The sequence below is a fragment of the Tsuneonella dongtanensis genome (genome assembly GCF_001698205.1).
Taxonomy (GTDB): domain Bacteria; phylum Pseudomonadota; class Alphaproteobacteria; order Sphingomonadales; family Sphingomonadaceae; genus Tsuneonella; species Tsuneonella dongtanensis.
This window is the reverse complement of sequence record NZ_CP016591.1, coordinates 2,166,596-2,189,078: the sequence shown is the minus strand read 5'-3', so window position 1 is coordinate 2,189,078 and position 22,483 is coordinate 2,166,596. Positions and strand designations below refer to the sequence as shown.

The following is a 22,483-nucleotide window of genomic DNA, read 5'->3' as shown; positions in this document are numbered from 1 at the left end:
ATTTGCGGTAAGGTAGCGGGCGCGCATCCACATCGGGTGTGCGCCCGTTCCCGTTCTAACGAAGGCGCTTGACCCAGAGCTGGCCGTCGTCGCGGCGCTCCACCTTGAAATTGCCAAGGTTGCGGAACATCGCCGACAGGCTGTTGAAGCCATAGTTGCGCACGTCGAAACTCGACCGGTTGCCGGCGATCTGGCCGACCTGCTGCACTTTGGCCCAGCCTTCGTCGTCGCGCTTCGCCTCCTTGTAGGCGGCGCCGATCAGTTCCATCAATTCGGTGTCGGCTGCCACCGTCTGCGCAGAATCCGGCGATGAATTGCCTTCGCTGGCGGCAGTCTTGATAAGCTGGTCAATGTCGATGAAGCGGGTGCAGACGGACTTGAAGGCTTGCGGGGTCTTGGCGCTGCCGAACCCGTAGACGATGATTCCGTCCTGCCGCAGACGCGTGACGAGCGGCGTGAAATCGCTGTCGCTGCTCATGATCCCGAAGCCGTCGACCTTGCCCTGGTAGAGCAAGTCGATCGCATCGATGGTCATGGCCATGTCGGTGGCGTTCTTGCCCTTCGATACGTCGAACTGCTGCTGTGGGCGGATGCCGAAGCGGTTCGTGATCGTGTCCCACTTGGCCAGGTTGCCTTTGGCGAAGTTGCCATAGGCGCGGCGGATATTGACCTGGCCGAGCTCGGCCATGACCGTCAGGACCGGGTCGATAGCGGCAGGCTGGGTGTTGTCCGCGTCTATCAGCAGGGCGATATTCTTGAGGTTGTTCTCGTTATTCATGGGCCGCTAGATGGGCCGCGGCCGGTGATTACGCAACTGGAGAGAATTCGCCGCTGTCCTCGTCGAGAACGTGCAGGACACCGTCCACGATGGCGAAGAAAGCGCCGCGCAGCTTGAGCTTTCCGCGCGCCTCAAGTTCGGCAACGCAAGGGAATGTCCGCAGGTTGGCGAGGCTGACCTTGACCGCTTCCATCTCCATCGCTCGCTCCGCGGCCCGGCCTTCCGTGCCGTGCCGGGCAACGACTCTTTCTCGCGCTTCGTCGAGCAGTTCGATCCAGTCCGCGATGAATCCGCCGCGGCCGGGCTCTTCGCCGTGCATCGACTGGGTCAACGAGGCCTGGCAGCCGCCGCACCGTCCGTGGCCCATAACGACGATCTGCTTGACCTTCAGGAACTGCACCGCGAACTCGAGCGCCGCCGACACGCCGTGGTGCCCGGGCGCAGTTTCAAAAGGCGGAACCAGCGCCGCCACGTTGCGCACGACGAAAATCTCCCCCGGATCGACGTCGAATATCTGCGCCGGATCGACCCTGCTGTCCGAACAGGCGATGATCATCAGCTTGGGCGATTGACCTTCGTCGGCAAGGCGGTCGAAGCGTTCCTTCTGGACATTGTAGGTGCCCGACCGGAACCGGCGGTAACCTTCGAGCATGTGCGCGAATTCGGGCATCAGAAGCGCTCGCCCCGAACAACCTGCACGTTCGCCATCGTCAGCAGCAACCCGTGACTCGTCAGGATCGGTGCCAGTCGATCGATCAGAATGTTGGCTTTCTCCTCCGATGCGATGGCCAGCACGAGCGACTTGTCAGCACCGGTGACCCGCTCCTCGTTCCATCGTCCTTCGCGTCCGCGGCCGGACGTCACCGGAACCACCGTCCAGCCGGAAATTCCGGCATCCTCGATTGCTTGCGTGACGACACGCACAAGCGGGGTGTCGGAGAGGATTTCGAGGCGCTTGCGGGTAACGGTTTCGACCATGAACTGCCCCTACATTCCGGCAAGCGCACGCGCCATGGCGGCGTAGATCGCGATGCCGAATACGACGTTGAACGGGAAGGTGATCGACAGGGACATCGTCAGATAGACGCCTGGGTCGGCCTCGGGGAGAGCAAGGCGCATGGCCGCCGGGACTGCGATGTAACTTGCGCTCGCGCCCAGCACGCCCAGTGCGGCGGCATCTGCGACAGAAAGTCCAAGCGCTGTTCCGAGCGCCACGGCGAGTGCGCCATTGACCAACGGCAGCGCGATCGCGAGCGCCGCGAGGCGCACGGTTAGCGCGCGGGAATCTATCAGTCGCCTGGCGGCAATCAGGCCCATATCTAGCAAGAACAGGCAGAGCACGCCCTTGAAACCGCTCTCGAACAGGGGTTTCACTTCTTCGAAACCCTCCGGGCCGGCAATAACCCCGATGGCGAAGCTGCCGAGGAGGAGGACGACCGAAGCGTTGAGGAAGAGCTCGTGCAGCATCGCGCCTCGGCTCGCAGATGCGCTCTGCGCGCCGCGGCGGGCGAGGAACAGGCCGCTGAGGATCGCGGGCGTCTCCATGACTGCGAGCACCGCCACCATGAATCCTGCAACGACCAGCCCGCTTGCACCCAGCAGTTCGGTAGCGGTCACGTAAGTGACCACGCTGACCGAGCCATAGTGCGCAGCGACCGCTCCTGCGTTGACTTTGTCGAGACGGCCGATCGCTCGCAATACAGCGTAGGCCAGGAAGGGGAGCAAGAGGCTGAGCAAGAGCCCGGCGCATAGAGCGGCTGCCACAGTTGCATCGATGCCGGACTTGGCGACTGCAACGCCGCCCTTCAGCCCGATCGCGGCCATCAGGTAGAGCGACATGCCCTTGGCGATGGCCTCGGGAATCGCGAGGTCCGATCGGAGTGCCGAGGCGATCGCCCCAAGCACGAAAAAGAGAATTATGGGTGATGTGAACGGCGCAAGGAGTGTCGAGGCGTCCATCGCCGCGGCGCTAGCCAGATTGGCAATCGCTGGCAAGATCGCTAGGGGCCTCCCCATGAACGACCTTGCGTCCGCCCCGAAGACCGAACGACAGCGCAAGCCCGACTGGATTCGCGTGAAGGCGCCGGTCAGCAAGGGCTATCACGAAACGCGCCAGCTCATGCGCGACCTCTCGCTCAACACGGTGTGCGAGGAGGCGGCATGCCCCAACATCGGCGAGTGCTGGACGAAGAAGCACGCGACGGTGATGATCCTCGGCGACGTGTGCACGCGCGCGTGCGCGTTCTGCAACGTGAAGACCGGGATGCCTAAAACGGTCGATCCGCTTGAGCCGGAGCACGTCGCCGCGGCCGCAGCGAAGCTTGGGCTCACCCATATCGTCGTCACCAGTGTCGACCGCGACGATCTGCCTGATGGGGGTGCCGGCCAGTTCGTCAAGGTGATCGAGGCGCTGCGGCGCGAGACCCCCGATACGACGATCGAGATCCTGACTCCGGATTTCCGCAACAAGATGCGGCCCGCCGTCGAGGCGATCTGCGCAGCGGGGCCGGACGTCTACAATCACAACCTCGAGACTGTGCCGCGGCTCTATCCGACCATCCGTCCGGGCGCGCGCTACTACGCGTCGCTTCGCCTGCTGGAAGAGGTCAAGGCGCACGATCCGCGCATCTTCACCAAGTCGGGGATCATGCTCGGGCTCGGCGAGCAGCGCCTCGAAGTCCATCAGGTGATGGACGACATGCGCTCGGCCGACGTCGATTTCATCACCATGGGGCAATACCTTCAGCCGACTCCCCGCCATGCGAAGGTAGAGGAATTCGTCACGCCGAAGGCGTTCGCGGCCTATGGCGCCATCGCTCGCGCCAAAGGGTTCCTGCAGGTCGCCGCGAGTCCGCTGACCCGTTCGAGCTATCACGCGGGAGACGATTTCGCGGCAATGCGCGCCGCGCGCGAAGAAAAGCTCGCTCGCCAGTCGCGCTGATGCCGGGCATCCACGAAGTCCACGCGCTGCCCTATTCGGCCGAACAGATGTTCGACCTGGTGGCGGATGTCGGGCGGTACCAGGAATTCCTGCCGTGGGTCGTCGCGACCCGGGTCAAGTCGAACAGCGAAACCGAGATGGTCGCCGACATGCTGGTGGGCTTCAAGCAGCTCCGCGAAAAGTTCACTTCGCGCGTGATCAAGCACCGTCCCGACCGGATCGAGGTGCACTACCTCGACGGGCCGATGAAGGACCTAGACAATCGCTGGCTGTTTCGTCCGATGGACGATGGCGGATGCGAAGTCGATTTCTGTGTCGACTTCACCTTCCGCAATGCGGTTTTCGAGGCGCTGGCAGGCCAGTACTTCGACCGCGCCTTCCGGAAGATGGTGGCCGCGTTCGAGGCGCGGGCGCACGAGCTTTACGGCAGTAATAGTTCGAGCGCCGCCAGCGTCGCCTGACGGCGGATTTCCGCCCGGTCCTTCCCGTCGAACTGCTTGAGCTCGCCTTCGGGTTCGCTCCCCGCTTCGCAGCAAGCGCGCGCGAAGACGACCGTGCCGACAGGCTTCAACGCTGTGCCGCCATCGGGCCCCGCAACCCCGCTGATCGCAACCGCCACATCGGCATTCGAGTGCGCGAGAGCCCCCTGCGCCATGGCCCAGACGCAGGCGATCGACACCGCGCCGAACGTCTCGATGATCTCGCTTGAAACGTCGAGATCCTGCATCTTCGCGTCGTTGGAGTATGTGACGAAACCGCGGTCGAGGACGGCCGAGGAGCCCGGAATCTCGGTCAACGCCGCGGCTACGAGCCCGCCGGTGCAGCTCTCGGCGAGCGCTACGCGGCGCCCGAGCTTCGCGTTCTCCTCGACGACGCGCCGGGCGAGATCGACGATCTCTTTCGGGAGCAGGTCGCTCACGACGCGGCCGGGCAGATCGGTGGATTCTTCGGCTTGGTCATGGCCATGATGAACGCGATCATCGCGCCGCTATCGCGCGGGCTGAGAACCGAGGCGAGCTGCATCCCGCGCTCGACGTTGCCGCACTGTTCGGGCTTGACCGCTTCTCCGATCTTCTGCGCGATCATCGCATCGACGAGCGGCCGCACCGATTCATCCGGGAGCGAGGCGAACATCGCGATCGGGTCGTCGGCCTTCGGCTTACCGACGCTTCCGCCGACGAACTTGAGCAGTGCCGACTTTGCGACCGGCCAAGTCTCGACCTGTAGAGCAGCATATTTCTGCGCAAAGGTATCGCCCTTCGTAGCGAGAAAGCCCGATTTCGACAGGCGCGGCGCACACTTGCCGCGCACGCCAGTCACCACCGAAGGGACCGCGTAGATCGCCATCTGCGCAACTTCGCGTTCGGTCAGGCAAGCCTTCGCGGCCTGGGCTTGTGCTTGCGCCTGGGCGGGGATGAGAGCGGCAAGCGCGGCGGCGGCGAGCAGGGCGGGGGTGCGTTTCACGTTGGACCTCACGATTTGCGGATGACGGTGGCCACGGCCTGAGCGGCGATCCCTTCGCCGCGACCGGTAAAGCCGAGCCGCTCGGTGGTAGTCGCCTTCACATTTACAGCGCCTGCATCGACGTGGGCAAGTTCCGCGATACGATTGCGCATCGCATCGCGGTGTGGACCGATCTTCGGCGCCTCGCAGATGAGAGTGACATCGATGTTGCCGACCCGATACCCGGCTTCATCGACGAGATGCACGGCATGCTCGAGGAAGCGGGATGAGGCGACGCCCCTCCATTGCGGGTCGGTCGGCGGGAAGTGCTGGCCGATGTCGCCCGCTCCGATGGCGCCCAGGAGCGCATCGACGAGCGCATGGATGCCGACGTCGGCATCGCTGTGCCCTGCCAGGCCGAAGTCGTGATCCAGCTTGATCCCGCACAACCAGAGCTCCTCGCCGCGCGACAGGCGGTGCACGTCATAGCCGGTACCGATGCGAACGGGCAGTGCCTGGTCCACGAAATCTCCTGCAAAAGTCAGTTTGGCGAGTGCTTCGTCGCCCTCGACGAGCGCCACCGCACCGCCCGCGGCGCGGAGCACCTGGGCATCGTCGCCAGCGTTGGGTTCCCCCCGCCAATCGTCGTGGGCGGCGAGGATTTCAGTGAAGCGGAAGGCCTGCGGAGTCTGGACCCGGCGCAAGATCTCGCGGTCGGCCGATCCCGTCATCACTCCGTTCTCGCCGATGGCCAGGCTGTCGACGACCGGCAGCACGGGGATGGCCCCGGTATGGGTGTCGAGCGCCGACAAAAGTCTTTCGATCACCTGCGCCGGCAAGATGGGCCTCGCGGCATCGTGGATCAGCACACGTTCGGCATTCTCGATTACCGCCAGCGCACTCGAGACCGACCCTTGCCGTGTCGCGGCGCCCGTCACAAGACGGACCGATAGTCCTTCGAGTGCCGCCGCAGCCACATCCATCGCACCTTCGGGAACGGCAACGACGACAGGCTCGGCACCGGCCGCCAGAAGCGCCTCGACCGAATGGCGCACCACCGGCTTGCCGCGCCACATTGCGAATTGCTTGGGCACCGGTTGGCCGGCGCGCAGCCCTTTCCCCGCGGCGACGACGATGGCGGAAAAGGAGGGGAGGACGCCCATTGCCCTGGCGCGCTAGCTTCTTGCGCCGACCCCATCAATCCACTATGCGCTGCCCAAATTTTAGGCATCCCGCAGTTGAACGCACTTCCTCCCCCGCCGCTGATGGCGCCGATCCGGGTCGGCCCGGTCACGATCGACGCGCCCGTCGTGCTCGCGCCGATGACCGGCGTGACCGACCTGCCGTTCCGGCGCCTCGTGCGGCGCTACGGCTCGGGCCTCAACGTGACCGAGATGATCGCGAGCGAAGCGGCGATCCGCGAAACCCGCCAGTCGATCCAGAAGGCCGAGTGGGACCCGATCGAGGAGCCCGTTTCGATGCAGCTCGTCGGCTGCGACCCTGCGTCGATGGCAGAAGCCGCGAGAATGCAGGAAGCGAACGGCGCGGCGATCATCGACATCAACTTCGGTTGTCCGGTGAGAAAGGTCGTCGGCCAGTATGCAGGCAGCGCGCTGATGCGCGAGGTGCCGCTTGCCATCAAGCTCATGGAAGCGACCGTCAAAGCGGTGGACGTGCCGGTGACGGTCAAGATGCGCATGGGCTGGGACCACGACAGCCTGAACGCGCCCGAACTGTCGCGCATCGCCGAAGACCTTGGCGTGCAGATGATCACCGTCCACGGGCGCACGCGCAACCAGATGTACAAGGGCGAAGCCGACTGGGCATTCGTGCGCAAGGTCAAGGACGCGGTCGGCATTCCCGTCATTGTCAACGGAGACATCTGTTCCATCCATGATGCCGCGCGAGCCCTCGAGCAGTCGGGTGCCGACGGGCTGATGATCGGTCGCGGCGCCTATGGCCGCCCGTGGCTGCTTGGCCAGGTCATGCACTGGTGGAAGACCGGCGAAAGCCTGGCCGATCCGTCGCTCGATGAACAGCACGCGACGATGGTCGAACACTACCGCGCGATGCTCGATCATTACGGCGAGTTCACCGGCGTGAAGATGGCCCGCAAGCACATCGGCTGGTACACCAAAGGCCTTCACGGGTCCGCGGAGTTTCGTAACAAGGTCAACTTCATCGACGACGCTGCGCAGGTGCTCGGCGAAATCGACCGCTTTTACGAACCGCTTTTGCTTCGGAAGGCGGCGTGAGCACGGCGACGCCGGTAGCCGACGACGCGACCCAAGTTTTGCCCGGGCCACGTGAGCAGATTGCGGGCCTGGTCTTCGCGGTCCTTCTGCTGGACCCCGACATGGTCATCGTCGAAGCCAATCCGGCGAGCGAGGAGATGCTGGGGCGCAGCGCGCACCGGATGATCGGCAGTCCGCTGTTCGATGTGGTCGGCATCGACGATCCGCGGGTGACGGCTCATTCCCGTGAGGATTTCGCTCCCCTGGTGGCGCGCGGAGTGACCATCCGGGCCGGGGACCAGTCCCGCCGCGTCAACCTGTCGGTATCGCCGCTTTCCGCATACTCCGGCTGGCGCGTGGTCACGTTGTCCGATGCCGGCCAGGACGAGATGTCCGAAGAATCGGGTTCCAGCCGGCTCGGCGCGCCTGCGATCCTTGCCCACGAAATCAAGAATCCTCTCGCCGCGATCCGCGGCGCTGGCCAGCTGATCGCCCGGAAACTGAACGAAAAGGACCGTCCGCTCGCAGACCTCATCGCGACGGAGGTTACACGGATCGCTTCGCTGATCGATCGCATGCAGCGGATCGGAGCCAGAGCAGCGGAGCCGAACGCTGCGCTCAATCTTCACGAGGCTGTGCGCCGCGCGATTGGCACGGTCCGCGGAGGCGGATTGCGCGGGGTGGAGCTGGTCGAGGAGTTCGACCCCTCGCTGCCGCCAGTCCTCGGCAACGAGGGCACGCTTGAGCAGGTCATGATCAACCTGCTCGCCAATGCGCGCGACGCCTGTGCCGGAGCCGAGGGGGCGAAGATCACCGTCCGCACACGATACGTGAGCGGCCTGATCTTCAACGCAATTCGTCCGGGGCGTTCGGTCCGCCTTCCGATCGAGCTGACGGTGAGCGACAACGGTCCCGGGATCGATCCGGACCTGCGTGCTCACGTCTTCGAGCCGTTCGTTAGCAGCAAGAAGAGCGGCCAGGGGCTCGGCCTCGCGCTGGTCCGACGCCTGGTGCAGGACATGGACGGCCGCATCGCGCACGAGCGCGATGAACGGGCAGGGCTCACGCATTTCCGCATCCACCTTCCGGTGGCGAAACAGGGGTAAGGTCAGATGGCGGGCAGGATCCTGCTGGTAGAGGATGACCCGGGCATTGCGACGGTCATCGTCACTGCGCTCGAGGATGAACGCTTCGAGGTAGACCGCGTCGACGGGATCGCGCGCCGCGATGCCTGCCTTGCGGACAAAAGCTATTCGGTCATGCTGACCGACGTGGTCCTGACCGATGGTGACGGGCTGTCATCGCTTGGAGAAGTGCGAGACGCCCATCCGGATATGCCGGTAATCGTGCTCTCGGCGCAGAACACTCTCGATACCGCGGTGCGCGCGACCGAACTGGCCGCGTTCGAGTATTTCCCCAAGCCTTTCGATCTCGACGAACTCGTCCGCGCGGTCGTTCAGGCGGCCGGCCAGCGGGGCGGCGAGGGCTCACCGGTGCCCGACGAAAGCGGCGAAGGGCTTCCCCTGGTCGGCCGTAGCCGGGCGATGCAGGGTGTCTATCGCATGATCACCCGGGTCCTGCGCAACGATCTGACCGTACTCGTCCTTGGAGAATCCGGCACCGGTAAGGAACTGGTCGCCGAAGCAATCCACCAGCTAGGGCATCGCAAGTCCGGCCCCTTCGTCGCGGTCAACGCCGCGGCGATCCCCCACGATCTCATCGAAAGCGAGCTGTTCGGTCACGAGAAGGGGGCTTTCACCGGCGCGATCGCGCAGGCCATCGGCAAGTTCGAACAGGCCAACGGGGGCACGCTGTTTCTCGACGAGATCGGCGACATGCCTCTCGAGGCGCAGACCCGGCTCCTGCGCGCGCTGCAGTCGGGTCGCATCCGGCGTGTCGGGGGGCGGCAAGAGATCGCAGTCGACGTGCGCATCGTCGCGGCGACCAACCGCGACCTCGCTCCGATGATCGCTGCCGGCACCTTCCGCGAGGATCTGTTCTACCGCCTCAACGTGGTGCCGATCGAGTTGCCGCCCTTGCGCGAGAGGCGCGACGACATTGCAGCGCTCGCCCGGCATTTCCTCGGGCTCGCCGTCGGAGAAGGTTTGCCTCGTCGGCGGATCGACACGGGGGCGGTCGCCGCGCTGGAGCGATTCCCGTGGCGTGGCAACGTTCGCGAATTGCGCAATGCCGTCTTCCGCCTTGCGCTCATCGCACGGGACGAAACGATCGATGCGGAAACGGTCGAAATGGTTCTCGGCTCTCCAGATGTCGCTGCCGAGGTGGATGGCGACACCGGCTTCGCTGGCGCCCTCGAAGCCTGGCTGCGGGTATCGCCACCGCGCGAGGGGCAGCTTTATGATGATGCTCTTGCCGAGTTCGAGCGTCCGCTGCTGTCGCACGCCCTCGCAAGCACCGGCGGCAACCAGCTTCGCGCCGCGCGGCTGCTGGGCATCAACCGGAACACGCTGCGAAAACGACTGACGGACCTGCAGATCGACCCTGACGACTGCACAAGGCGCGATTGAGGCGAGTGGACGAAAAACGCTTGCAAACCTGCAACAGTCCAGTTGTAACCGGGCAACGATGAGCGCGCCGGACGAGCACGGACCCACTACGGCATCGATCCGTCGCAGCCCCAGATGGTGGCGGCGCTTCGTCGTCGCGAGCCGCAAGGCCAATTTCTTCCTGATCCTGGAGCTTGTCGCCGCTCTCGGCTTCGCGGCGATGGTGTGGACCACATATTACACCTTCTCCAGCGCGCCGCCCGACGGGCAGCTTTTGCCGTCGCGGCAGGTGGCGGTGCTGCTGATCGCGACCCTGATTCCCGCGATGACGCTGGTCGTACTGTTCGGGCGCCGTCTGGCTCTGCGCCGTGCGGCCAACAGTACCGCTCGCATGCACGTGCGCCTGGTGTTCTTTTTCTCGCTCGTCGCCGCACTGCCGACCCTCCTCGTCGCAGCATTTGCGGCCTTTCTGTTCCAGACTGGTGTCGACTTCTGGTTCTCGGACAATTCCCGTGGCCTGATGCAGAACGCGAACAACCTGGCACGCGGATACTACGAACAGAATCAGTTGCAGGTCTCGCAGGGCTCGGTCGCGATGGCTGCCGACATTGGATATTATCTGGAAAGCTTCGCCCTCACCGATCCCGCATTCGTCGACGTTTATGGTCAGCAGATGCTCGCCCGGGACCTGAGCGAATCCGCCATACTCCAGCGACTTCCCAGCGGGAGCCTGCGAACCGCGGCGATCGCCAACCTGCGTTCCGGCAACGAGCCCCTGGTGTTTGCCGAGAGCGCGCTGCCGATGCTCAACGAGGGAGAGCCGATCGTCGTAGCCGGCAACACGGCGCGCATCGAGGCACTGGTGCCGATCGACAAGAAGTCGGGCGTCTATCTTTACAACGCGCGCAGCACGGAGGCGCTGGGCTTCAGCCAATGGGCAAGAGCACAGTCGATCGTGGCGGCCTACGACGTGCTCACGAAACGCGCCCGCGCGCTGCAGCTGCGCTTCAACCTTGCGCTGTTTTTCGTGAGTATCGCCCTCGTCATCCTCGCCGTATGGTTCGCGCTACGGCTGGCCGATCGCATGGTCGATCCCCTTAGTGAACTCGTCGGTGCAGCCCGCAGGATAGGTGCGGGCGACTTCGTCCGGGTCGAAGGGCGAACGGGTTCCGACGAGATCGGCATGCTCAATCGCGCCTTCAACCGGATGGCCGGGCAGATCGAGCAGCAGACCGCCGCGCTGCTTGGCGCGAACCGGCAGCTGGAAGAGCGCCGCGCCTTCATCGAAGCGGTCATCGAATCCATCTCGGCCGGGATCGTCACGCTCGATCGGGAGGGGCGCGTCCTGCTGATGAACAGTTCAGCACAGGAACTCCTGCTGGGCGAGAAAGGGCCGGTGCCGGCCTCCGTTCCCCTTCTCGACCTGGCTCCCCAACTCGCGGGCCTTGCCGACGGCAAGCTCGCCAGCGGGCTCGTCAACTGGACGAAGGGCGGCGAACTCCTGACGCTTGCGGTCAAGGTTGCCGATGCGCCCGACGGCCGGGTCATCACGTTCGAGGACATTACCCGCCAGATCCTCGACCAGCGGCAGGCCGCCTGGTCCGATGTCGCTCGCCGCATCGCGCACGAGATCAAAAACCCGCTCACTCCGATCCAGCTCGCCACCGAAAGGCTCAAGCGGCGGTACCGCAAGCAGATCGAAAGCGATGGGGATCTGTTCGACGAGCTGACCAACACCATCGTTCGGCAGGTCGGCGACCTGAGGAAGATGGTCGACGAATTCTCGAGCTTCGCCCGCCTGCCGAAACCCGTGTTCCGCCCCGAGGACGCGCAGGATCTCGTCAAGCAGGCGCTCTTCCTTCAGGAAGTCGCTCACCCGGAAATAGACTACGCCTATTCCTCCGACGCGGACGGCATCGTCACGATCGCCGCCGATCGCCATCAGATTGGCCAGGCGATGACAAACGTCCTCAAAAACGCCGCCGAAGCGATCGAAGCGCGTGCGCGCAATGCCGAGCCCGACTATCGTGGTCGGATCGCCGTGACCATGTCCGCAACCGAAGACCTGATGACGGTGACCGTCGACGACAACGGCGTTGGCCTGCCGCAGGACCGCGAGCGGATCGTCGAACCCTATGTCACGACCCGCGAAAAGGGCACGGGGCTTGGCCTCGCGATCGTCAACAAGATCGTCGAGGAACACGGCGGCGACATGACTTTTGCCAGTGCACCGGGTGGCGAAAGCGGCACCCGCGTGACACTGCGCTTCGCCCGCGATCCGCTTGCCGACGGCGGAACGGTGGCGGCTGAATGACCGGAGACACAATCTGATGGCGCTCGATATTCTCATCGTCGACGACGAACGCGACATCCGCGAGCTCGTCGCCGGTGTGCTGAGTGACGAAGGCTACGAATGCCGCACTGCGGGCGACAGCACCTCGGCGCTCTCTGCGGTCGACGAGCGCCGGCCCAGCCTCGTCCTGCTCGACGTCTGGCTCCACGGCAGTCCGATGGACGGGCTCGAAGTCCTCGACGAGATCAAGAAGCGCGAACCCGAACTGCCGGTCATCATCTTTTCGGGACATGGCAACATCGATACCGCCGTCTCCGCGGTCAGCCGCGGCGCGATGGACTTCATCGAGAAGCCGTTCGAAGCGGAGAAACTGCTCCTCCTGGTGCAGCGCGCCACCGAGACCGAGCGGCTGCGCCGCGAGAACACGCGGCTGCGGGAAGGTTTCGCACGGGGCGAGGAGTTTACCGGCAACTCCGCAGCCATCAATTCCGTCCGTGCGACGTTGAAGCGCGTGGCCAACACCGGCAGCAGGGTCCTCATCAGCGGTCCTGCCGGCGCGGGCAAGGAGGTCGCCGCCCGGCTGCTCCATTCTTGGAGCCCGCGGGCAGAGAGCGCGTTCGTGATCGTCAATTCGGCGCGCATCACGCCGGAGCGCTTCGAACAGGAGCTGTTCGGCGAGGAAGCCGACGGGAAGCTTGTGCGGCCCGGTCTGCTCGAACTTGCCGACGGCGGTACGCTCTATCTCGACGAAGTGGCGGACATGCCGTTGTCCACCCAGGCGCGTATTCTGCGCGTGCTCACCGAACAGAGCTTCGTACGCGTAGGTGGCAACCGGCAGGTCGGAGTCGATGTGCGGGTCGTGTCTTCGACCTCGCGCGACCTGGCGAAGGAGATGGAGGAGAAGCGGTTCCGCGAGGACCTGTTCTACCGCCTCAACGTCGTGCCAGTGACGATTCCATCGCTTAGCGAGAGGCGTGACGACATCCCGGCTCTCGCTGAGCACTTTTTCACACGCTACGCTGCGGAGCAGGGCATTCCGCCACCGGGAGTCAGCGAAGAGGCTGTCGCCGCCCTGCAGGCCTATGACTGGCCGGGCAACGTGCGCCAGCTCCGCAACGTGGTCGAACGAACGATCATCCTGACGCCTCGCGAACGCCTTGGCACGATCGAGGCCGACATGCTGCCGGGAGAAGTGACCGGCAGCAGGATCGGCGGGGGTGGGGCGGTCGCGTCGCTCATGGGTGTTCCGCTGCGCGAAGCGCGCGAGAGTTTCGAGCGCGAGTACCTCACGATCCAGATACGCCGGTTCTCTGGCAACATCTCGAAAACGGCGACTTTTATCGGGATGGAGCGCTCTGCGCTGCACCGCAAGTTGAAGCTGCTCGGAATGGGCGACCGCCGCGACGACGAGTAGCTTTCCGCAACTCTTGGAACGCAGTTGCAGCAAAAGCATTTGCGAATTGAGGCGAGCACGCCATATTCGGCACCGATTCCGGCGTACCTCGGGGAAGAGGAGCGCCTGATTGCGGACCGCAGAAGCGGCCGCCAACAACAGGAGACGTCCAAGTGTCCACATCCCGCACGCTGAGCGCGCGTCTGAAGCCCTTGAACGAAGTTGACGAGGCTCCGCAGCCTTCGTCCGGTGGGAAGCAGCAGAGCCTGCAGGACGCGTTTCTCAACCTGCTTCGCAAGAACAAGACCCCGGTGACGATGTTCCTCGTCAAGGGCGTGAAGTTGCAAGGCATCGTAACCTGGTTTGACAATTTCTCGATCCTGCTTCGGCGGGACGGGCAATCGCAGCTGGTCTACAAGCATGCCGTGTCGACAATCATGCCGTCGAGCCCGCTCGATGCCGGTCAATTCGCCAGCCAGGGCTCCGGAGCGAAGCAGCGGCTTTTGCAGGACGTCTTCCTGAGCCGTGTGCGCGAGGCCGGAGTTCAGGTGACGATGTTCCTCGTCAACGGAGTGATGCTCCAGGGCAAGATTGCGGCCTACGACCTGTTCTGCATGCTGCTCGAGCGCGAGGGCTACGTCCAGTTGGCCTACAAGCATGCCGTCTCGACAATTCAGCCGGCATCGGCGGTGGATCTGTCGGATGAGTTCGAAGGCGACAGCGACTGAGCTTCGATGAAAACCTGATGGGCGAGGTCTCGCGCGGTGCGCGGGCCCTTGTCGTGTGTCCTGACGTCCGCGGACGGCATCATGATCTCGAACCCGAGGCACGGCTCGAGGAAGCGTGCGGGCTGGCGCTGGCGATCGGGATCGTCATCGCGGATGCGTTCGTGCTTCCGGTTCGCCAGGTCCGCCCTGGCACCCTGTTCGGCGCGGGCCAGGTCGAAAACATGGCGGTCGCCTGCGAGCAGCATGAAGCCGAACTGGTCGTCGTGGACGGGGCCTTGTCTCCCATCCAGCAGCGCAACCTTGAGGACCGCCTGAAGCGCAAGGTCATCGACCGGACGGGCCTGATCCTGGAAATTTTCGGAGAGCGGGCGGCAACGGCGGAAGGACGCCTTCAGGTCGAACTGGCCCACCTCGACTACCAGCAGAGCCGCCTCGTGCGCTCGTGGACCCACCTCGAACGTCAGCGCGGCGGGTTCGGGTTCCTCGGCGGCCCCGGCGAGACGCAGATCGAGGCCGACCGCCGAATGATCCGCCAACGCATGGCGCGACTGCGCAAGGAACTCGAAGGCGTGCGCAAGACGCGCGCGCTGCATCGTGAGCGTCGGGGCAGGGCACCTTGGCCGGTGATCGCTCTGGTGGGTTATACCAACGCGGGAAAATCCACGCTTTTCAATCGCCTGACCGGTGCAGATGTCATGGCCGAAGATTTGCTCTTCGCCACTTTGGACCCGACAATGCGCGCGATCTCGCTGCCCGGGGTCGAAAAAGCGATCCTGTCGGATACTGTGGGGTTCATTTCCGACCTTCCGACCCAGCTAGTCGCTGCCTTTCGCGCTACGCTTGAGGAGGTGACCGGCGCCGACCTCATCCTCCATGTCCGCGATATCGCAAACCCGTCGAGCCAGGCCCAGAAAACGCAAGTCCTCGAGGTACTCGGCGATCTTGGTGTGACCGAAGGGGAGGGGGGCGCCTCCATTCCCATCATCGAGGTTTGGAACAAGATCGACCTGCTCGATGATGAGGTCGCGGTCGACGTGCGCGAAGCGGCCGAGGCCGATGACATGGTGGTCGCGATTTCGGCGGTGTCGGGCGAAGGAGTAGCGGATTTGCTCGCCCGGCTTGGTGACGAACTAACTCACGCTGCCCGTGTGCACGAATTCGTGCTGCCGGCGAGCGCCGGCAAGCGTATCGCCTGGCTCCATGCGCATGGCGAGGTCGTCGAGGAAAGCGATGCAGGTTCGGGTGCGGACGGGCCTCTGCGCAGGCTCGCGGTGCGGCTCAACCCGAAGGAACTCGGCCAGTTCGAAACGCTATGAGCGTTCGGCGGCCTTGACCGCTTGCCAAAGCGCCTCCTGCTCTTCGAGAGTCCTCTCGCCGAAATCACCCGCTGCCATTGCTTCCATGGAGCGGAATCGACGCTCGAACTTGGCGTTCGCCGCCCGCAGCGCGTCCTCTGGAGCGATGCCATAGGCCCGCACGAGATTGACCGCAGCGAACAGGAGGTCGCCTGCTTCCTCGAACCGACCGGCCGCGTCGGCTTCGGCGAGTTCTGACATTTCCTCCGCCAGTTTGGCGGCGGGACCGGCACGATCGGGCCAGTCGAAACCGACGCGGGCCGCGCGCTTCTGCAGCTTGTCGGCGCGCATCAGCGCCGGCAGCGCGATCGCGACCCCGTCGAGCGCACTTGTCGCTCCCTTGTCGGCTCGTTCCGCCGCCTTGAGCGCTTCCCAGCGCGCTTCACGGTCGTCGCCAGGTTTCTCGGCCTCGGCGAATATATGCGGATGGCGCGCTTCGAGCTTGTCTGCGATCGAGCGCGCGACGTCGTCGAACCCGAACTGGCCATCTTCCTCGGCAATCCGGGCTTGGAACACGACCTGAAAAAGCAGGTCGCCCAGCTCGTCGCGTATGTCTTCGATGTCGCCTCGCGCGACGGCGTCCGCGACCTCGTACGCTTCTTCAATCGTGTGCGGCACGATGGTCTCGAAGCGCTGGGCGCGATCCCAGTCACAGCCGTTCTCCGGGTCGCGAAGTGTGGCCATTATGCGGAGGAGGCGGTCCAGCTGGCCGGTCATCTCGGGATGATAATATATATTATGTTAAATGCAGCGTTCATCGTTCGCGACCACTCACCCCATCGCCATGCTGAAGATGAGAAAAACGGCGACGAAAATTCCGGCCCATATCAGGCCAATCCGCACGCCGTCTTTCCAGCCGAGCCGAAAGGAAGCGACCGCGCTTCCGGCCAGGATCAGCCAGGCAAACAATGCAATGAGCTGGACTGCGCCGAATTCGTTCACAATTGCACCTCCAGGCCATCGTAACCCACGACGACATTGCCGGGGACCTCGCCGCACAGCGTGCGATAATCCATTGATTTGTCGAGGTGCGTCAAGACTGCCCGGCGTGCACCAGAGCGCTCGGCGAGTTGCAGCGCCATTTCCAGATGCGCGTGCGTCGGATGCGGCCTCCGACGCAGGCAATCGACAACCAGCAGGTCGGCAGCTTTGGAAAGGTCGAGCAGCTCCGGCACAATCTCGCTGAAGTCCGTCGCGTAAACGATTGATTTTCCGTCAGCATCGAAGCGGTAGGCCGTCGACCTGGCGGGACCGTGCGGCATCTGGCAATGCGCGATTCCGAACCCGGCAAAAATGCGCAGTCGCTCGAGCGTATTCAACTCGCAGATGGTGGGATAGCCGTGCTCGCCGGCAAACACGTAGCCGAAGCGCGCCCGCAGCCGGCGGGCGGTTTCGTCTGCAGCAAAACCGGGCAGCGGTCCCGACCGATCGTATCGCATCACCCGCAAATCATCGATGCCGTGGCAGTGGTCGGCGTGATCGTGCGTCCAGAAAACGCCGTCCACTTTGTCGATGCGATTGGCGAGAAGCTGGTGGCGCAGATCGGTGGAGGTATCGACAAGCAGGCGCTTGCCCTCGCGGCTTTCCACGACGATCGACACCCGCGTCCGCCGATTGCGTGGTTCGGACGGATCGCAATCCCCCCAGTCGTCTCCGATACGCGGGACCCCGGTCGAGGTGCCCGAGCCGAGCATGACCAGCTTCATGCGGCCTTGCCGAACAGCCGGAAGAAGTTGTCGCTCGTCGTTTCCGCGAGATCTTCAAGAGGAACCCCGCGCAAGTTCGCGACGAAGGCCGCAGTGTCGCGCACGAACGCCGGTTCGCATGGACGGCCGCGATGCGGAACGGGCGCGAGGAAGGGGCTGTCGGTCTCGACCAACAAACGATCCGCGGGCAATTCGCTCGCGATTTCCTGCAGTTCCCTTGCGTTCTTGAAAGTCACGATGCCGGACAGGGAGATGGTCAGCCCGAGATCGAGCACCTTGCCGGCGAAGTCCCTGGAAGCCGTGAAGCAATGGATGAGGGCGGGAAAAGCGCCCTGCTCCATCTCGTCGGCCAGAATGGCGACGGTATCCTCTTCGGCGTCCCGCGTATGGACGATGACCGGAAGGCCGGTCTCGCGCGCAACACCGATATGCATGCGGAACAGGTCGCGCTGCACCGCGCGATCAGACTTGTCGTAGTAGTAATCGAGACCGCTTTCGCCGATACCGATGACCTTCGGGTGATCTGCTGCTGTCGTCAGTTTTTCGCGACCAAGGTCGGCATGCGCGTCGGCCTCGTGGGGGTGGATGCCGACGGATGCCCAGACGTCAGGCTCGCCTTCGGCGGTCCCGATCACGCGCGCCCAGTCGCTTTCGCGCGTCGAGATGTTGAGCATGCCGCTCACCCCCGCCGCCCTTGCTCTTGCCAGAACGCCGGCCCGATCCTCGACCACGCCTTCGTATTCGAGGTGGCAATGGCTGTCGATCAGCCTCACGCGGGCTCGTCCTCGGCCAACTCGAGCCGGGGAAACACCCCTATTGGCTGACTAAGTCGGAAGTCGCCGAGCGCAGAGAGCCAATCGCGGTTTGCCAACGCGGCAAAATCGCGCGCATTCTCGGCAATTCCCATCTGGTCCAGCAGGCGGTCGATACTCGACGGCACCACCGGGCGAATTGCGATCGCGAGATCGCGGACCTGACGGACTAGCGTCATCAACACCGCGGTCATGCGCTCCGGATCGGTTTTTCGCAGCGCCCAGGGGGCCTGGTCATCGACATAGGCGTTGCAGGCAAACACCGCGCGCATCCACGCTTCGATGCCTTCGCTGAACGCCAGTTCCTCGAACCGCTCGTGCATCGTGCCGATCTCGCGGGCAACGAAGTCCGACAGATCGGTATCCGCATCGAACACGGGCAGATCCGCACGCAGCGCACCGTCGAGGTTCTTGAAGATCATCGACAATACGCGCTGCGCGAGGTTGCCGAAGCTGTTTGCGAGTTCGGCGTTGCAGCGCGTCACGATCGCCTCGGCCGAAAAGCTGCCGTCCTTGCCGAAGGGGACCTCGGCAAGAAGAAAGTACCTGAGCTGATCGACACCGTAGCGCTCCGCCAGCTCAAGCGGGTCGACGACGTTTCCGGTCGATTTCGACATCTTCTCGCCGCGGTGGAGCAGGAAGCCGTGGCCGAAGATGGCCTTCGGTGCCGGAAGGCCCGCGCTCTTGAGGAAGGCGGGCCAATAGACCGCATGGAAGCGGACAATGTCCTTGCCGATGAGATGGAGGTTCGCCGGCCAGAAGCGCGCGAAATCCCCTTCCCGGTCGGGAAAGCCGATGCCGGTGAGATATGTCGTCAGCGCGTCGACCCAGACGTACATGACGTGTCCCGGGCTGCCCGGCACCGGTACGCCCCAGTCGAAGCTGGTGCGGCTCACCGAAAGGTCGCGCAAGTCGTTGCCCTTGAGAAACGCGAGTACTTCGTTGCGGCGGCTCTCCGGCTCCAGGAAACCAGGCGTTTCGTTGAGCTCGATAAGATAATCGCGATACTTCGAGAGACGGAAGAACCAGCTTTCCTCCACCTGCCATTCGACCGGCGTGCCCTGGGGCGACAACTTCGCACCGCCCTCGCCCTCGATAAGCTCGCCTTCGCCATAAAAGGCTTCGTCGCGGACCGAATACCAGCCTTCGTAGCGGTCGAGGTATAGATCGCCCGCGTCCGCCATGGCCTGCCAGATGGCCTGGCTTGCGGCGTGGTGCTGATCTTCCGTGGTGCGCCGAAATGCGCTGTAGTCGATGTGAAGAGCGGCACACATCTCGCGGAAATAGTTCGACATTTCCGTCGCGAATTCCAGCGTGTCGCGGCCCGCGTCGCGCGCCGTCTTGGCCATCTTCAGACCGTGTTCGTCGGTGCCGGTCACCAGCCGCACGTCGTAGCCTTGCGCCCTCTTGGTGCGCGCAATGACGTCGGCCGCGATCGCCTCGTAGGCGTGGCCGATGTGCGGGGGCCCGTTGGGGTAGCTGATTGCGGTGGTGAGATAATATGGGTCAGGCATCGGCGAGGCTGCTAGCGGCGGCTGCCGAGGCGAGCAAGCCGCCGATCTGCATCACCAGCAATCCCGGGTCGAAGTTATGGGTCGGTGCCTGCGCGGAAAGACGGACGATGTCGGCATGGGCATCGACGATCGCCGGAAGCGCGGCGCGCGGTGCATTCGCCGCCATCCGCGCGAGCGTCGCCCTTGCCAGGTCGAGAACCGCGGCCATCCGCTCCCGGTCGGGTCGTGCGCCGATCTCGGCTGCGAGCTTGCCCCGGAGGGCGAAGTCAGGGTCTCCGTTCTGGACAATCCGTTGCATGAGCGCATCCACCGGACCGAGTTCCTGGGCGACGAATTCGAGCGCGGCACCCGGCGACCCTGCCGCTGCGGCTATCGCTGCGGCGCGGGTGGCCGGATCGGCATCCGGCGCGCTTTCGGCAAGGATCTTCGCCACCGCGGTTTCGTCGAGCAGCGGGAAACGCAACGTGCGGCATCGCGACCGGATGGTCGGCAAGAGGCGTGCGGGGCGGTGGGCCACGAGGAGGAAGAACGTTCCGGCAGGCGGCTCCTCGAGACTCTTGAGCAGCGCGTTTGCCGCGTTCTTTTCGAGATCGTCTGCGGGGTCGAAGATCACCGCCCGGCGAGCTCCCAGCGTCGGCCGAGTGGTCAGCCGTCGTTGCATCTCGCGAACCTGGTCGATCTTGATGTTGCGCGCGAGCTCGTAATCCTTGCCGTCGTCCCGCTTCTTCTCCTCCTTCTCGTCCTTGGGGAGGTTGGTCAGGACCAGGATATCGGGATGCGGGCCCTCGGGCTGGGGTATCCCTGGTTCGGCCACCAGCTCGCGTGCAGCGGCGAGCGCGAAGTGCATCTTGCCGAGGCCCTTCTTCCCGGCGAGGAGCCAGGCATGATGCATCCGCTCACCCGAGAGCCCTTCGCGCCATTGCCGCCAGGCGTCCTCGTGCCCGACAAGCGTCATGGAGAGGGCTCCAACAGAGGTGCGACGGCGCTCCAGACGGCTGTCTGGACTTCCTCTGGCGTGGCATCCCCTGAAATGACCTTGAACTCATCGGGGTTCTCTTCCGCGAGCCTCCCGAACGTTTCGCCGACCGCGCGATGATAGCCAGCATCGCGGCCTCCGATAGCATCGGCATTTCCACCATCCCGTGCGCGAGTGCGGGCGAGCGCGGTTTCGGGATCGACGGTGAGCAATATCGTGAGGTCTGGGCGCAGTCCCCGGCTGCCGATGGCATGGAGCGCCTGCACCGCGTCGTCGCCGACTCCGCCTGCGCCGCCTTGGTACGCACGGCTTGAATCGACGAACCTGTCGGAAATCACCCAGCGACCCTGTGCGATAGCGGGGCGGATCAGACGCGCGACGTGATCGGCGCGGGCTGCGGCGAACAACAGTGCCTCGGCTTCCGGCCCCCACCCCTCCCCCGGCGGATCGAGGAGCAGATCGCGGATGGCTTCGGCGCCCGGCGTGCCGCCGGGCTCCCGGGTGAGGTCGACCGAAAGACCACGTGCGCGCAGGGCGTCGGCCAGGAGACGCGCCTGGGTCGACTTCCCGCAGCCCTCGCCGCCTTCGAAGGCTATGAAGCGCCCTTGCCGCATCAGAACAGTCCGGCCAGGCCATTGACAAGACGCTCGGCGAGGTTGGCCTCGTCGACCGCATCCGCGGCAACCAGCGGCACCCGCGATGGTCGCAGGCCCTCCACCGCTATCTCCAGCTCGGCTACCTGTTCGCCCTTGGCGATGGGCGCGCGCAAGGGGCCTTCGTAGCGAATCGTCAGGCGGACATCTCCGGTCTGGCCAGCAGGCAGGTCGTAACCGATCGGGCGCACCGCCATCAGGTTCACGCTGCGCGAAGAGCCGCCCTGCACACTCGCCTCGCCAACGATCGCATCCTTGGCGAACAGAGGGTGTCCGCGGAATGCCTGAAAGCCCCACTCGATGAAGGCGCGCGAGGTCGCCCTCTGGATCCGCCCGGTCGGCGCACCCGCAACCACCATGACCAGACGGCGACCGTCCCGTTCGGCACTACCGAGAAACCCGTATCCCGCCTGGTTGGTGAAACCCGTCTTGAGCCCGTCGGCACCCTCGATAACGCCGGATATCGGGTCGTGGTTACGCTGCTCGAAGCCGTTGAACTTGAGCCTCTGGTGACCGAAATACCGTTCGTAGAGGTCCGGATGGCGGGTGATCATCGCTTCGGCGAGCGTCGCAAGGTCGCGTGCGGTGACGAACGTCTTGCCCTCGTCCATCCACCCGTTCGGCGTTCCGAAGTGGCTGTCGCGCATGCCGATGGATCGCGCGGTCGCGTTCATCTGCTCGACCCATTTGTCGAGCGACCCGGCGATCCCCGCGCCGAGCGCCGCCGCGCCATCGTTGGCCGAAACCGTGGTCACGCCATGCAGCAGGGCATCGATGCTAACCCGTTGGCGATATTCGAGAAACATGGTCGATCCGACGCCGTGCCAGTCCTGCCAGATCTCGTCGTTCACCTGGATCAATTGATCGGGGGAGACCTTTCCTGCCGCGATCATCTCGAAGGCGGTGAACGCGGTCATCACCTTGGTGATGGAGGCCGGCATGAACCGCCGGTCGGGCTCGCGCGCATAGAGCGTCTGTCCCGAGGAGAGGTCGACGAGCAACGCGATCGGCACTTCGGGCGGCGGGGGAGCGGGATCGGTGGGCTTTCGATCCGCGCTGGCGGCGCCGACGCTCGTGACGAGCGCGGCGGCAGCCAGCAATGACTTGGGAAAGGAAATCGACGCTGCTCCCGCCACCGGGCGGAAGCCGG

At 64.5% G+C, this 22,483-nt stretch carries 24 protein-coding genes; 9 read left to right on the top strand and 15 right to left on the bottom strand.

Annotated features, from left to right (window positions below; all coding sequences use genetic code 11):
* Positions 1-55: 55 nt before the first annotated feature.
* Genes A6F68_RS10725 through A6F68_RS10710 form a run of 4 tightly spaced genes read right to left on the bottom strand, consistent with a single transcriptional unit; the run spans position 56 to position 2,737 of the window.
* A complete protein-coding gene (locus A6F68_RS10725; protein ID WP_067679744.1) occupies positions 56-778 on the bottom strand; it encodes an NYN domain-containing protein in 723 nt (240 codons plus the stop codon).
* 28 nt (positions 779-806) lie between these two features.
* Positions 807-1,448 carry a carbonic anhydrase gene (locus A6F68_RS10720; RefSeq protein WP_067679741.1) on the bottom strand — a complete coding sequence of 214 codons (642 nt, stop codon included), beginning with the start codon at positions 1,446-1,448 and terminating at the stop codon, positions 807-809.
* The gene (locus tag A6F68_RS10715; protein ID WP_067679737.1) at positions 1,448-1,756 is read right to left on the bottom strand and encodes a DUF190 domain-containing protein; all 309 of its coding nucleotides are present in this window, start codon (positions 1,754-1,756) and stop codon (positions 1,448-1,450) included. Before A6F68_RS10715 ends, A6F68_RS10720 begins: the two co-directional genes overlap by 1 nt.
* Before the next feature lie 9 nt (positions 1,757-1,765).
* A complete protein-coding gene (locus A6F68_RS10710) occupies positions 1,766-2,737 on the bottom strand; it encodes a sodium-dependent bicarbonate transport family permease (protein ID WP_084001794.1) in 972 nt (323 codons plus the stop codon).
* A 55-nt stretch (positions 2,738-2,792) separates the two neighbouring features.
* On the opposite strand from A6F68_RS10710, the gene lipA reads away from it, so the two are divergent.
* Together lipA and A6F68_RS10700 are read left to right on the top strand one after the other, a co-directional pair.
* Entirely contained in the window at positions 2,793-3,719 is a 927-nt protein-coding gene (lipA, locus tag A6F68_RS10705) for a lipoyl synthase (RefSeq protein WP_067679731.1), read from the top strand.
* Positions 3,719-4,180 (top strand): type II toxin-antitoxin system RatA family toxin, encoded by a 462-nt coding sequence (locus tag A6F68_RS10700; protein WP_067679728.1) that lies wholly within the window; start codon positions 3,719-3,721, stop codon positions 4,178-4,180. Before lipA ends, A6F68_RS10700 begins: the two co-directional genes overlap by 1 nt.
* On the opposite strand, the gene A6F68_RS10695 is transcribed toward A6F68_RS10700, so the two are convergent.
* From A6F68_RS10695 to A6F68_RS10685, 3 genes are read right to left on the bottom strand one after another with little or no spacing between them, the layout of a single operon-like run.
* Positions 4,141-4,638, bottom strand: coding sequence for a CinA family protein (locus tag A6F68_RS10695; protein ID WP_067679725.1), 498 nt, complete (start codon positions 4,636-4,638; stop codon positions 4,141-4,143). The genes A6F68_RS10700 and A6F68_RS10695 overlap by 40 nt on opposite strands.
* On the bottom strand, positions 4,635-5,183 hold the full coding sequence (locus A6F68_RS10690; RefSeq protein ID WP_157096716.1) for a hypothetical protein: 549 nt from the start codon (positions 5,181-5,183) through the stop codon (positions 4,635-4,637). The genes A6F68_RS10695 and A6F68_RS10690 overlap by 4 nt, the downstream gene beginning before the upstream one ends.
* Positions 5,184-5,191: 8 nt before the next feature.
* Positions 5,192-6,325, bottom strand: a complete 1,134-nt coding sequence (locus tag A6F68_RS10685) for a bifunctional 2-C-methyl-D-erythritol 4-phosphate cytidylyltransferase/2-C-methyl-D-erythritol 2,4-cyclodiphosphate synthase (RefSeq protein WP_067679719.1) — start codon at positions 6,323-6,325, stop codon at positions 5,192-5,194.
* Positions 6,326-6,400: 75 nt separating this feature from the next.
* Between A6F68_RS10685 and dusB the strand changes: the two genes are divergently transcribed.
* The 7 genes from dusB (at position 6,401) to hflX (ending at position 15,633) form a co-directional block, all read left to right on the top strand.
* Positions 6,401-7,417, top strand: coding sequence for a tRNA dihydrouridine synthase DusB (dusB, locus tag A6F68_RS10680; protein ID WP_074428313.1), 1,017 nt, complete (start codon positions 6,401-6,403; stop codon positions 7,415-7,417).
* Positions 7,414-8,502, top strand: a complete 1,089-nt coding sequence (locus A6F68_RS10675; protein WP_232308123.1) for a two-component system sensor histidine kinase NtrB — start codon at positions 7,414-7,416, stop codon at positions 8,500-8,502. The genes dusB and A6F68_RS10675 overlap by 4 nt, the downstream gene beginning before the upstream one ends.
* A 6-nt stretch (positions 8,503-8,508) precedes the next feature.
* Positions 8,509-9,924, top strand: a complete 1,416-nt coding sequence (locus tag A6F68_RS10670; RefSeq protein WP_067679713.1) for a sigma 54-interacting transcriptional regulator — start codon at positions 8,509-8,511, stop codon at positions 9,922-9,924.
* A 58-nt stretch (positions 9,925-9,982) separates the two neighbouring features.
* The gene (locus A6F68_RS10665) at positions 9,983-12,217 is read left to right on the top strand and encodes a sensor histidine kinase (protein ID WP_067679710.1); all 2,235 of its coding nucleotides are present in this window, start codon (positions 9,983-9,985) and stop codon (positions 12,215-12,217) included.
* 16 nt (positions 12,218-12,233) lie between these two features.
* Positions 12,234-13,610: a nitrogen assimilation response regulator NtrX gene (gene ntrX / locus A6F68_RS10660; protein WP_067679707.1), complete on the top strand. Its 1,377-nt coding sequence runs from the start codon at positions 12,234-12,236 to the stop codon at positions 13,608-13,610.
* 152 nt (positions 13,611-13,762) lie between these two features.
* The gene (gene hfq / locus A6F68_RS10655; protein WP_084001793.1) at positions 13,763-14,317 is read left to right on the top strand and encodes an RNA chaperone Hfq; all 555 of its coding nucleotides are present in this window, start codon (positions 13,763-13,765) and stop codon (positions 14,315-14,317) included.
* Between the two features lie 17 nt (positions 14,318-14,334).
* Positions 14,335-15,633, top strand: a complete 1,299-nt coding sequence (gene hflX / locus A6F68_RS10650; protein WP_067679704.1) for a GTPase HflX — start codon at positions 14,335-14,337, stop codon at positions 15,631-15,633.
* Here the strand turns inward: hflX and mazG are convergent.
* The 8 genes from mazG to A6F68_RS10615 are packed head-to-tail and all read right to left on the bottom strand — an operon-like array spanning position 15,628 to position 22,433.
* Positions 15,628-16,389 carry a nucleoside triphosphate pyrophosphohydrolase gene (gene mazG / locus A6F68_RS10645; protein WP_067679701.1) on the bottom strand — a complete coding sequence of 254 codons (762 nt, stop codon included), beginning with the start codon at positions 16,387-16,389 and terminating at the stop codon, positions 15,628-15,630. The genes hflX and mazG overlap by 6 nt on opposite strands.
* Positions 16,390-16,443: 54 nt before the next feature.
* Complete coding sequence (locus A6F68_RS15215; protein ID WP_198152591.1) at positions 16,444-16,614, bottom strand: hypothetical protein; 171 nt, start codon at positions 16,612-16,614, stop codon at positions 16,444-16,446.
* Positions 16,611-17,378: an MBL fold metallo-hydrolase gene (locus A6F68_RS10640; RefSeq protein ID WP_067679698.1), complete on the bottom strand. Its 768-nt coding sequence runs from the start codon at positions 17,376-17,378 to the stop codon at positions 16,611-16,613. Before A6F68_RS10640 ends, A6F68_RS15215 begins: the two co-directional genes overlap by 4 nt.
* Positions 17,375-18,151 (bottom strand): TatD family hydrolase, encoded by a 777-nt coding sequence (locus A6F68_RS10635; RefSeq protein ID WP_232308122.1) that lies wholly within the window; start codon positions 18,149-18,151, stop codon positions 17,375-17,377. The genes A6F68_RS10640 and A6F68_RS10635 overlap by 4 nt, the downstream gene beginning before the upstream one ends.
* Positions 18,148-19,704: a methionine--tRNA ligase gene (gene metG, locus A6F68_RS10630; RefSeq protein ID WP_067679695.1), complete on the bottom strand. Its 1,557-nt coding sequence runs from the start codon at positions 19,702-19,704 to the stop codon at positions 18,148-18,150. Before metG ends, A6F68_RS10635 begins: the two co-directional genes overlap by 4 nt.
* Positions 19,697-20,659 (bottom strand): DNA polymerase III subunit delta', encoded by a 963-nt coding sequence (locus A6F68_RS10625; protein WP_067679692.1) that lies wholly within the window; start codon positions 20,657-20,659, stop codon positions 19,697-19,699. The genes metG and A6F68_RS10625 overlap by 8 nt, the downstream gene beginning before the upstream one ends.
* Positions 20,656-21,294: a dTMP kinase gene (gene tmk, locus A6F68_RS10620; RefSeq protein ID WP_067679689.1), complete on the bottom strand. Its 639-nt coding sequence runs from the start codon at positions 21,292-21,294 to the stop codon at positions 20,656-20,658. The genes A6F68_RS10625 and tmk overlap by 4 nt, the downstream gene beginning before the upstream one ends.
* Entirely contained in the window at positions 21,294-22,433 is a 1,140-nt protein-coding gene (locus tag A6F68_RS10615) for a D-alanyl-D-alanine carboxypeptidase family protein (protein ID WP_232308121.1), read from the bottom strand. Before A6F68_RS10615 ends, tmk begins: the two co-directional genes overlap by 1 nt.
* Between the last annotated feature and the right edge of the window lie 50 nt (positions 22,434-22,483).